Origin of the sequence: Paenibacillus selenitireducens, assembly GCF_002021565.1 — a bacterium.
GTDB lineage: Bacteria > Bacillota > Bacilli > Paenibacillales > Paenibacillaceae > Paenibacillus_K > Paenibacillus_K selenitireducens.
In genome coordinates, this window is the sequence record NZ_MSZX01000001.1 from 595,984 (window position 1) to 607,641 (window position 11,658).

The 11,658-nt window shown below is 45.5% G+C and carries 12 protein-coding genes; 8 read left to right on the plus strand and 4 right to left on the minus strand.

The genetic code is table 11. From position 1 onward, the window contains the following. Nucleotides 1-13 precede the first annotated feature (13 nt). From BVG16_RS02700 to BVG16_RS02710, 3 genes are read right to left on the minus strand one after another with little or no spacing between them, the layout of a single operon-like run. Entirely contained in the window at nt 14-1,759 is a 1,746-nt protein-coding gene (locus BVG16_RS02700; protein ID WP_078496979.1) for a CotH kinase family protein, read from the minus strand. Nucleotides 1,760-1,778: 19 nt separating this feature from the next. Continuing rightward, nucleotides 1,779-2,480: a DUF4956 domain-containing protein gene (locus BVG16_RS02705; protein ID WP_078496980.1), complete on the minus strand. Its 702-nt coding sequence runs from the start codon at nt 2,478-2,480 to the stop codon at nt 1,779-1,781. A gap of 3 nt (nt 2,481-2,483) precedes the next feature. Next, on the minus strand, nt 2,484-3,197 hold the full coding sequence (locus BVG16_RS02710; protein ID WP_078496981.1) for a polyphosphate polymerase domain-containing protein: 714 nt from the start codon (nt 3,195-3,197) through the stop codon (nt 2,484-2,486). Nucleotides 3,198-3,439: 242 nt separating this feature from the next. Between BVG16_RS02710 and BVG16_RS02715 the strand changes: the two genes are divergently transcribed. From BVG16_RS02715 to BVG16_RS02740, 6 genes are all read left to right on the plus strand, one after another. Beyond that, entirely contained in the window at nt 3,440-4,318 is an 879-nt protein-coding gene (locus BVG16_RS02715; RefSeq protein ID WP_078496982.1) for a radical SAM/SPASM domain-containing protein, read from the plus strand. 21 nt (nt 4,319-4,339) lie between these two features. Next, nucleotides 4,340-5,047, plus strand: a complete 708-nt coding sequence (locus tag BVG16_RS02720; RefSeq protein ID WP_078496983.1) for a DNA alkylation repair protein — start codon at nt 4,340-4,342, stop codon at nt 5,045-5,047. Between the two features lie 202 nt (nt 5,048-5,249). Then, nucleotides 5,250-5,813 carry a class I SAM-dependent methyltransferase gene (locus BVG16_RS02725; protein ID WP_078497271.1) on the plus strand — a complete coding sequence of 188 codons (564 nt, stop codon included), beginning with the start codon at nt 5,250-5,252 and terminating at the stop codon, nt 5,811-5,813. Further along, entirely contained in the window at nt 5,813-6,406 is a 594-nt protein-coding gene (locus BVG16_RS02730; RefSeq protein ID WP_078496984.1) for a DedA family protein, read from the plus strand. Before BVG16_RS02725 ends, BVG16_RS02730 begins: the two co-directional genes overlap by 1 nt. After that, on the plus strand, nt 6,403-7,089 hold the full coding sequence (locus tag BVG16_RS02735; RefSeq protein ID WP_078496985.1) for a response regulator transcription factor: 687 nt from the start codon (nt 6,403-6,405) through the stop codon (nt 7,087-7,089). The genes BVG16_RS02730 and BVG16_RS02735 overlap by 4 nt, the downstream gene beginning before the upstream one ends. Continuing rightward, entirely contained in the window at nt 7,079-8,182 is a 1,104-nt protein-coding gene (locus BVG16_RS02740; RefSeq protein ID WP_078496986.1) for a sensor histidine kinase, read from the plus strand. The genes BVG16_RS02735 and BVG16_RS02740 overlap by 11 nt, the downstream gene beginning before the upstream one ends. On the opposite strand, the gene BVG16_RS02745 is transcribed toward BVG16_RS02740, so the two are convergent. Further along, nucleotides 8,127-8,990 (minus strand): helix-turn-helix transcriptional regulator, encoded by an 864-nt coding sequence (locus BVG16_RS02745; protein WP_078496987.1) that lies wholly within the window; start codon nt 8,988-8,990, stop codon nt 8,127-8,129. The genes BVG16_RS02740 and BVG16_RS02745 overlap by 56 nt on opposite strands. 162 nt (nt 8,991-9,152) lie before the next feature. On the opposite strand from BVG16_RS02745, the gene fabF reads away from it, so the two are divergent. Together fabF and BVG16_RS02755 are read left to right on the plus strand one after the other, a co-directional pair. Beyond that, entirely contained in the window at nt 9,153-10,391 is a 1,239-nt protein-coding gene (gene fabF, locus BVG16_RS02750) for a beta-ketoacyl-ACP synthase II (RefSeq protein ID WP_078496988.1), read from the plus strand. A gap of 85 nt (nt 10,392-10,476) precedes the next feature. Continuing rightward, nucleotides 10,477-11,439 (plus strand): acetylxylan esterase, encoded by a 963-nt coding sequence (locus BVG16_RS02755; RefSeq protein WP_078496989.1) that lies wholly within the window; start codon nt 10,477-10,479, stop codon nt 11,437-11,439. Nucleotides 11,440-11,658: the final 219 nt, after the last annotated feature.

Here is an 11,658-nt window from a genome sequence, read left to right on the forward strand (position 1 = left end):
CAGGTCAATATCCTTAGAGTCTTCTGCGATTATAGAATACCACGAATGCACAAGACAAGAGGAGAATGACAATGGCGACACCTGTTGCAATTGCTTCTGTTGCACTTCCTTGCTGCTGCGTACCTTGGCCTTGCGGTCCGCCTGGGCCGCCGCCGCCCATACCGTTTGGACCGCCATTAGGCGGTTGGCCGCCGCCACCTCCAAAGCCGTCAGGAGGTTCCATCCCGCCTTGCTGAGCTTGGCCATTGTTTTGCGGATTAGCATCTCCGTCTTGCTGAGCTTGGCCATTGTTTTGCGGAATAGCGTTCGCGTCTTGCTGTGTTTGGCCGTTGTTTTGCGGATTAGCATTCGCATCTTGCTGAGCTTGCCCGTTAACCCCAACCTCATTACTGTTCGGAGCCATAGCAGGCATATCGCCGCCCATTTCACCGCGACCGCCTCGGCCACCTCCACCTCCGCCGAAGCCGCTGCTTCCGCTGCCAGACCCGTCTCCTGAGGAGGCTTTAGTCCCATCAAGCTGTTTAGCGATATTTTCGGTCTGCGTTGTATTGAATGAGACGACTTGGGTTACCCCCTTCTCATATTCATCGTAGGTGTAGAAGGCGGAGGGATCGGCTTTGACATAGGTTGAGATCATGTCTGAAATTTGCTGAATCCGCGTTGCGAATTGTTCCTTGGATAAATACCCTTCGAGCATATTTTGGACGATGTGATGGTACTTTTCCTTATAGGCTGTATTTTGCAGCAGTTTTGCAACCAGCGGCCGATCGGCGAGGGTACCTGATGTAGGTTCATCGATCAAGATGCCGGATCCGCCAAATCCTCCGAACGACATATTGTAGTCCCAAGGCAGCACGGAGAATATCCCTTTATTTTCATATAAATAATAGTTGTGTTTTTTCTCGGACAAATAGCTGTCCATGTTGCCTGCGACGGCATTCAAGGCGATGTATTTCAGCGCCTCATCCACGTCAAGTACGCGTTCATAATCGGAGCCGTTATTTAATACATCCAGCATCGTGAGAAGCACATCGTTATTCGAGGACGCTGACTTCAAATCAAGCCCCGTGTAAGATTTCAAATTTCCGAGCCAATTTAATTCACTGCCGGTACCGCCGTTTGCTTTATACAACGCGCCGTATGCGTTCCCGAAATTGCGTTCGAGATAAGCGTCCCCAATCTGTTCCACAGCCAGATAGAATCCCCAGAGTTTATCGTTCACATACACATTGACATACGAGAACTTTGGTGTAGGTAAACCCATGGCCTCGGCCAGCTCATAGGACAGGAATTCACGCATATACGATGCGTCGCTGTAGTTGTTATTTAGGTTAATTTTACTGATTCCATTGAGGGTTTGATTCACATACTCATCAAAGGATAGCTTGAAGCTGTATCGATCGGAGTCCGAATTGACAACGCTGGATAAACTGAGGTTTCCTTTGGTTCGTATGCCCACGTTCTTCAATATTTGTCCGTTATAATCTACGGTTGCTTCTTTGAATTCTTCTTGGCTGGCATGATCCAGCATGTCCTGAAAATCATCAGGATCGACGGTGATTTTGACATCAATCACTTTATCCTTCGGAAATACCTTTTCATCCAATGGCTGTTCATTTTTCGCTGCGATGGAACCATCCTCGGTTACCTCCGTCGATGAAACAGGAGAGGAGGTGCTATTCCAAGCACATCCAGTTAACCCGAGCGTCAGAAGAATCGCACAGATACATAACAGAATGGATATCTTTCTAGTTTTCATGTTGAACACCACCTGCTCCTTAGGATACGTAATCTCCGCTGTAGCTGATCAGTACGGCATTCTTCACGCCTGGCGTTTGCGAGAGTTGATTGACGAATGTTCCTTCTTGATCCCGTAAGCGGACTTCGAGGGTAAGTTCAATATTGTCAGGGGTAACGGTTTTCTGTTTGACATTGTATCGTTTAACGGATGTATTCATGTGCTGATGGATTTCTTTTTCCGTCCCGTCTCCGTCGATATTGACGACCAATAAGTACGGCGTTTCCGCGGACCCCCCTTTAACGAAGAAGAAGAGAATCAAGCCCACTATGACGGAAGAGACGATGGCTAGCATATAGAAGCCTGCACCTGTTACAATCCCCGCTGCTGCCGCCCAGAATAGAAAGATCAGATCTGTCGGGTCTTTGATCGGCGTTCTAAACCGAACAATGGACAATGCGCCGACCATACCCAAGGATAATACTAAATTGGAGTTAATCGCGATAATCACGGTGGCGGTAATCATGGTCATGCCGATAAGTGAAGTATTAAAGCTCTTGGAGTATAAGACCCCACTGAATATGCGCTTATATAGGGTGTAAATGAAGAATCCGATAAGGAAGGCAATCCCTAAGGTAATGAGAATTTTGGAAATGCTGATGTCCGAAGTGAAATTTGACATGACGGATTTCTTGATCACATCCGAGAACGTGGTTGAGGTATTCGATGTTGTTGTGTCCATAGTTTAATAATCCTCCCAAGTGTTATATTTCAGAAATTTGCGGCACATCACATATTTGGAGGCCGACTGACGGTTCAGACCTTCGAGTTGTAGAGCGGTTTGGATATAGGCCGGAAGGTATTCGTCAAATTTGACTTCGAGAATCATCAGGTTCTCATCGATCGCTCGAACAGGTTTCAGGTTTCTATCGAACACATCAATGGCATGCAGACCTGTACGCAATTCTTTATCAAAGGTAATGCGAACATTACCGTTCTCGCAGACGTAAGGCTCTCGGACATAGTCAACGATGACTTTGGGCCGAAGCAGATTGTGGTTCATTTCATGATAGATTTCCATCATAAGTGCGTGGTCAGGATGGTGTAATACTTCGTAATTCCCGGCAATAATGGAATCATACATGTCTCTTGTCAACGGGAATTTGACTTTGGCGATATAATCTCTGAATTTAATCTTTTTTTCGAAATGAATGATGCTGTCTTCCTTGTTATAAATCCGAATCCGATATTTGGACCGATCCCGAATCCCGCCCAATTTCTCATGCAGCGCTTTATTATTCAGATCATCAAAATACAAACTCCGGATATGGTATTCCCCCGTCGGCCCGACATGTTTGTCTTGCTTCATGAGGTGTTTCAATCGTTGTCGCAGAATCATATATTGGTGCGGATGAACAAAAAACTTCAATTCATTTCGGTATTGCAGCGTCGTATTCACTTTCTCACCTCTTTTCTGTCATGTAACGTTTAGTTACAAGGGCAATTATAAGGAGAGGGTATGAACAAACTATGAACTCAACCTAAGAAATATTTAATATTTGTAAAGGATCAAGAAACTTGCTGAAAATAAGGAGGGAGATGAGAAAATTTAAATATTGAAATGTTAAATTCATTTATGTCATGATTAAGGGATGAAACGTTGGACATTAGAGACACGTGGGTAGAAACGGAGACAATGATGTGAAAAAGTTCAAAAAGTTCTATATCGAAATAACGAGCGTATGCAATCTCGCATGTACTTTCTGTCCTCAAACGGGGCGTAAGGCGAATTTCATCAAGGTGGATGCGTTCACGAATATACTGGATCAAATTCAAGGCCATGCGGAATATATTTATTTTCATGTCAAAGGGGAGCCGCTCTTGCATCCCAAAATCGATCAGCTGCTAGATATCAGTCATGAGAAAGGGTTCAAAGTGAATATCACTTCGAATGGGACCTTATTGCACAAAAATAAGGAAAAGCTTCTTACGAAGCCTGCGCTACGGCAGATGAATTTCTCGCTGCACAGCTTTGACGGACATGAGGGTTCCGAGAACAAAGAGGGATATGTGGGGATGGTTCTCGCTTTTGTGAAAGAAGCATTAGAGAAGACGAACATTATATTTTCACTCCGACTATGGAACTTGAATGAAGATAACGCGACGAATGTGGAGCGCAGCCGTAATCGTGAAATTCTGGAGATGATTGAGCAAGAATTTAATCTGGATTATAAAATCGAGGAGCAATTCGAACGCGGCAGCGGGGTGAAGATCGCCGATCGTGTCTATATCAACATGGATCATGAATTTCAATGGCCAAGCCTGCATGCAGACGAAATTGAAGGGCCAGGGTTCTGTCACGGTCTTCGTAATCAAGCGGGGATTCTTGTGGATGGTACCGTCATTCCTTGTTGCCTAGATGGTGAGGGTGTTATTAATCTAGGGAATGTGAACCAGACAAGTTTCTCCGAAATTATTGAGAGTGAACGTGCGAATAATTTAGTGGACGGGTTCTCAAGACGTGAAGTGGTGGAGGAACTGTGCAGGAAATGCGGCTACCGTCAACGTTTTAGTATATAAAACAAGAAAGCAGGTGAACGTATGACATTAGAAGAAGTCATGCAGCAGCTGGAAGCGATGGGAACGGAGCAAACGAAGAGCACGTATATACGCCATGGGGCGCAAGAGCCTTTTTTCGGCGTGAAAATTGGGGATATGAAGAAGCTCGTTAAATTTGTGAAAAAAGACCAAGAACTCGCGTTGGCGTTATATGATACGGGAAATTATGATGCAATGTACTTAGCAGGATTAACGGTGGACCCGAAATTAATGACGAAGGACAAGCTGCAAGCCTGGGTACAGCAAGCCAACTGGCATGCGCTCGCGGAATATACCGTGGCCAATGTGGCGGCGGAGACACCGTTTGTCTTGGAATTAGCACGAGAATGGATTCAATCGCCAGATGAACTGGTTGCGACTTGCGGGTGGAGCACATTCGCGAGTTATGCGATGATTACACCCGACGAGCTGCTTGATCTCGAAGAGCTGCGCCAGCTGCTGGGACATATCGAGAATGTCATTCACACCGAGCGGAATCGTGTCAGATATACGATGAATAGCTTCGTAATCGCTGTGGGTACTACGGTTAAAGAACTGCATGTTGAAGCGATGCAAGTGGCAGAGAAGATCGGCAAAGTAAGTGTCGAGATGGGCAAGACGGCATGCAAGGTGCCATTGGCATCCGAGTATATGAAGAAAGTTGAAGCTAAGGGCAATTTAGGTATCAAGCGTAAGACATGTATTTGTTAATGTATTAGACGTAAAATATTGGACCTGTAGCGGTCGCCTTTCGGACAATCCGGAGGGCGGCCGTTTTTTCTTCAGAAATTCTTTAGTTTTTCTCCCTCATGGCCTTCAGAAATTCGAGATAACATAAGACTTACAGCAGACCGAATGCTTCTTCAAAGTCTGGTCTGGATAAGACTTTATGTGGGAGTGGATCAACATGAATATGGTTGAAGATAAATGGTTATTTTTGCAGAAATTTATGGGGAATCCGAAGGAAGTTGGCAGTATCACACCGAGTTCGAAATTTTTAGCCAAGCGGATGTTAAAGGCGGTGAACTGGAATGACGTACGAGCGATTGGTGAGCTTGGTGCGGGTACAGGAGCGATAACACAATATCTTGCTGAGAGGGTGGGTCCCCGAACGAATGTGTCTCTTTTTGAAAAAGATGGCCTCATGCGTAGTCGATTACAAACGAATTATCCGACGTTTCAATGTTATCCAGATGCGACGAAATTAGTCGATGCTGTTCAGATGCAAGGGATATCCTATTTCGATTGTATTCTCAGCGGGCTGCCCTTCTTCAATTTCTCTCCGGAACTGCGTGAAGAGCTTATGAATCAAATATTTCAAGCCTTGAAGCCTGGCGGACAATTCATTGCATTCCAATATTCGTTACAAATGAAAAGAGAGTTAACTCGATATTCCGAGATCGAATCGATCCAGATCGTACCGTTGAATTTGCCTCCTGCTTTCGTATATGTCTGTCGCAAAAGTGGGGTTATATAATGGACCAAATTCTGCACTGGATTGGGGATTATGGTTATGCTGCATTATTCTTCGCGCTGTGGCTCGGCATTGTCGGGATGCCGATTCCCGATGAAGTCATTGTGATGACCGGTGGCGCTGTGAGTCATAGTGGTCTTTTGCATGCGATGCCTGCATTTTTCATTACGTATTTAGGCGTAATTACAGGACTATCCATAGGGTACATCGTGGGACGCAGGATCGGATCACCCATTTTAGATCGACTTCGACAGAAGAAGGAACTGCGGCGTTATATCGATCAAGCAGAGCGTCTGATTAGCAAATATGGCACGGCTGCACTGATGATGAGCTATTTCATTCCTGGTGTGCGTCATATCGTTCCCTATCTTGTGGGTGTGAATCGCATGCCCTATCGCAAGTATGTTGTCTATTCTTCTACCGCGGGCCTCTTATGGACGGGAATTTTTTTCAGTATCGGCCAGTTCGCGAGTCATTACATTCAAAACGTAAGTCATATGATACAACAGTATGGTCTGTACCTAGCATGGTTGATATTCGTCCTATCTCTTGCTATCGTTATACTCAAAATTACTAAGCGAGGTGGCACGGAATGACGGCAGTATTGGTGGTTGATGACGATCCTGAGATTCGGGACGTGATTCATGTATATTTAAGGAATGAAGGCTACAGCGTATTTGAAGCTGCGGACGGCCTTCAAGCACTTGACATATTACAGCAGCAAACTGTGAACCTTGTCATTCTAGATGTAATGATGCCCCAATTGGATGGTATTCGTACCTGTATGAAAATACGAGAAACATGGAAGATTCCGATCATCATGCTCTCTGCCAAAGAAGAGGATATTGATAAAATCAATGGCCTTACAACGGGTGCAGACGATTATATGACGAAGCCGTTCAATCCGCTTGAATTACTTGCACGAGTCAAGGCGCAGCTTCGCCGCCAAAGCTTTACCGAAGCGCCCAATCAGAATGATGATGTCATTCGTGTACAAGATCTGGTTATAGATCGCGCGCAGCACCAGGTCAAGGTGAAAGATCAAGAAGTTAGCTTGACACCGATTGAATTTGCTATTCTAGAGCTGCTCGCAAGTCACCGGGGTCAAGTCTTTCATGTCGATCGTATCTATGAGAAGGTGTGGAAGGAAGCCTCGGGCTTCTCTGATAATACGGTGATGGTGCACATCCGTAATCTGCGCGAGAAAATCGAGGTGAACCCTCGCCGTCCGCAATATATCAAAACGGTGTGGGGGGTTGGCTATAAAATTGATAAGTAGAATTATTCATTTATTGAATATCAAAAAGAGTATCCGCGGCGCACTTCTGTTGCGCTATGTATTAAGCTTGGTCGCAACTTCAATCATCCTCATCTTATGGGATAATATTAAGGATCAATTTGCCTTTACTTTTGCCTATATTGCCTATCTGGATCTTGTATGGTTTGTTGTTTTGTTCATTTTTCTCTTCTTCTTATTTTCGCGTTCGATCGTGCAATATGTGATGCGCTTGGCTGATGGTCTTCATGTCATTTCCCAAGGGGATTTAACCTACCGAGTACCCGTAAAACGAAAAGATGAGTTAGGTAAAGTGGCTGAGAGTATTAATGTCATGGCAGAATCGCTTCAGATTCAACAAGAGAATGAGCGACAGCAAGAAAGGGCGAAAATGGAACTGATTACAGGGATATCGCATGATTTACGAACGCCGTTAACAAGTATTATTGGTTACTTGGATTTGCTCTCGAACAAATCCTATCAAGATGAAGCCGAGCAAGAGCGATTTATTCAGAACACGTACAAAAAAGCCATTCAATTACAACATTTGATCGATGATTTATTCGAATATACGCGTCTGACTTCCAGTGAAGTCGTGCTCCAATATGTGCAATTGGATGTGCGGGAGCTTCTAGAGCAAATGCTTGTGGAATTCGAACCTATTGCACAAGAACATCATGTTGAATTGACATGGGAATTAGGTTCTGATCCTGCATTCACAAGCATGGATAGTGAAAAAATCATCCGAGCGATCGATAATCTACTTATCAATGCGCTCAAATTCTCCATCAAACCAGGTGTTATTCATGTATCTTTTGCACAGTATCATTCCGATGTAATCATTAGGATTGAGAATGATGGAAAACCCATCACAAGGGATCAAGAACAGCATATCTTTGAACGATTCTATAAAGTGGACGATGCAAGAAGCTCGTCTTCCATACAGACCGGTTCAGGTCTCGGGCTGTCGATTACCAAAAATATTGTTGAGCTGCATGGGGGAACAATTTCATTCCAGCATCAAGCAGGTCACTTCACATTTACGATTCGGCTTCCAAAGACGGATGCTTCGGATTCATCAACTTCTGTAATTTAAGCGCTGTTGTTGATTCGGGTGCAGGGGTATAGATGCTGCATCGTAAATCGCTGCTTCCCTGCACTTGTAGAGAGGTAAGATGGAACAGCATCTTGCCTGCTTTGGCATGCCTGAATTCGATGATCACATCAGGCGCAGAGCTCACTTGACTCTGATTCCATAAGGGATTGAATTCCGGATGGTTACCCCTCATATCTTGCAGAAATGCTTCATACCAAGGATCATCGACATATTGCCCATAATACGTGCGAAAGATAGACAGGAATCCCTGAACAAACTCAGACCAATTGCCTGCGAGGCTCTTGAATTCTTTGCGAGTAAACAACAATTGAATCATATTTCGTTCCTCGACTGGAATCCGTTTGAAATCTAAAAAGACATGGGACGCCGCGGCATTCCAACCTACAATCTGGCATCTTCGATCAGAAATAATGGTCGGACAGTGCTTAAGCTCCTGCAAAATATGCTGTAAAGAGGGGCTGATCTGAGGCAGCTCTTCTTGGAATGCATGAATATTCGAACCTGTGTCGAGTGCAAGCGAGTAAAGGTATTTCCGTTCATCCGCAGTGAGTTGCAAGGCAGCGGCAATACAATCCAAGACAGAGGCAGACACCTTAATATCTCGTCCTTGCTCAAGCCATGTATACCATGTGGTGCTTACACCCGCGAGTTGTGCAACTTCTTCTCTTCGTAAACCTGGGGTTCGCCGACGTATCCCAAGAGGCAATCCAACGGATTCGGGTTGGACTTTGGCACGTTGTTTGGTTAGAAATTCGGATAGCACTTGTAACCGTGTATGGTGATTCATAGGAAAGTCACACCTTTCGCCTGAAATAATATTTATAGTACCTGGTACTTATTATACTAGGATAAACAACAACTTGTAATATGATAATTGCTGTGTGAAAATAACCCTGTGAAAAGAATGATATTGACACAACCAACGCAACAATTAAGGGAGGCTATTCACATGGAAAGAGTCGTCATTACAGGCATGGGCGTCATTTCACCCCTAGGCAACGATGTCACTACATTATGGCAAGCTATGCAAGAAGGAAAATCAGGAATTTCTCCTATAGATACATTTGATACATCAAGACATAAGACCAAGATCGCGGGCCTTGTCCGTGATTTTGATGCCGAAGCTTACTTCGGGCGCAAAGAAGCACGCCGGATGGATCGCTTCTGCCATTTCGCGGTTGCAGCAGCCGATCAAGCGGTGCAAGATGCAAATCTGGACATGGCAGAGCTGGATCACGAACGATTTGGCGTGTATGTGGGTTCAGGGATTGGAGGAATTCACACTCTTGTACAACAGGATGCAATTCTGCAAGATCGAGGGCCAGAGCGGGTTAGTCCTACATTGGTGCCCATGATTATTTCCAATATGGCAGCAGCGCAGATTAGTATTAAATATGAAGCCCTAGGTCCAAGCTTGTCGCCTGTTACGGCATGCTCCATCGGGAATACGGCGATTGGCGAAGCTTTTCGGGCAATTAAGTATGGTGCCGCCGATGTTATTATTGCAGGTGGAGCGGAGGCAGCGATATCGGAATTATCATTAGCAAGCTTCGGCAATGCAACAGCGGTATCAACGCGTAACGATGAACCTGAGCAAGCGAGCCGTCCCTTTGATGAAGGACGAGACGGATTCGTGATGGCTGAAGGTGCAGGCATTGTAATTCTGGAATCCTTATCCCATGCGTTGCGCAGAAATGCAACTATCCATGCCGAAGTCATTGGGTATGGAGCAAGCTCAGATGCCTACCATATGGTAGCGACGCATCCCGAAGGGCGAGGTGCGCTGCAAGCGATGCGAGTAGCGATTCAGGATGCGATGATCACACCGGATCAAGTGGATGTCATCAGTGCGCACGCAACAAGCACAGAGATCGGGGATCGCTCGGAGACGGCAGCGATTAAGCAATTATTCGGCGAAGCAGCGTATGATATTCCGGTTACAGCGAACAAGTCGATGCTGGGCCATATGCTTGGGGCAGCAGGCGGCGTGGAAGCTATCGCTCTGATTAAGACTTTGCAGGATGGCGTGATCCCGCCAACGATCAATTTAACGCATCCGGATTCGCTCTGTGACCTCGATTATGTTCCACAGGTAGCAAGGCGCAAAGAGGTTCGGATCGGGCTCTCCAATTCGTTCGGATTTGGGGGACATAACGCGGTTATTGTGCTGAAGAAATACGAGGCATAAGGCTCAAAATTGGAATTGACAAGCTTGTACGGACAACTTATCATTTGGTTGTTAAGATGAATAAGGGTTCGGAAGGATGATGGTTATGCCTCTAGTCGATATGCCGCTTGATCAATTGATACAGTATGAAGGAAAGAATCCGCGACCAGCTGATTTTGATGCGTATTGGGAACGGGCACTCACTGAACTAGATGAGACACCTCCGGAGGTAGAACTCCTGCCAAGTTCATTTCAGACACCGGCGGCGGAATGTTTTGATTTGTATTTTACCGGGGTGCGCGGAGCGCGGATTCATGCTAAATATCTGCGTCCTCGCAGCAAGGAGGGGAAACATCCCGTCGTGTTGCAGTTCCATGGATACTCCTCGAATGCCGGGGATTGGAAAGATAAATTGGCTTATGTGTCGTTAGGCTACTCCATCCTAGCGATGGATGTTCGTGGACAAGGAGGATATTCAGAAGATACTGGTGGCGTCAAAGGCACAACGTTGAATGGTCACATCATTCGCGGGCTCGATGACCATGAAGATCATCTTTTCTTCCGACATGTTTACTTAGATACCGCACAGTTGGCACGTATCGCCTTGATGTTGCCTGAAGCGGATCCCGAGCAAATATTTGCTTGTGGGGGTTCGCAAGGTGGGGCACTGACGATCGCGTGTGCAGCGTTAGAACCGCGAGTTAAGAAGTTAGCGCCGGTCTATCCATTCCTATGCGATTATCAACGCGTATGGGAAATGGACTTGGCGAAGGATGCATATGCCGAGCTCCGTACGTATTTCCGTTACTTCGATCCGCAACACCAACGCGAAGCGGAGATTTTCACCAAATTGGGGTATATCGATCTTCAATTTCTGGCAGAGCGAATTCAAGGGGAAGTATTGATGGGGGTTGGGCTGGCAGATACCATCTGTCCGCCGTCTACACAATTCGCTGCATATAACAAAATGACGGCGAAGAAGCGTTATGAGATCTATCCTGATTATGGGCATGAGTATCTCCCTGGATTTGACGATAAAGCGATGCAATTTTTCCTCGGGCAATATTAATTTCATTCTACTACTTACATACACCCCTCCTGCGTGCCGTTTGGTGCAAAGGAGGGGTGTTGCATTTGGGACTTACTGAATAAAAAAGAGCATGAGGTATGTTCAATGAAGAGCGTTAGCGCTTGCCTTTGAAATCGGGATAAATCAATAATATCGAATCCAATCAAATATCCTGATTTCAACAGCAACGGAATTGGACATACCTCTTTGCGGAAATAG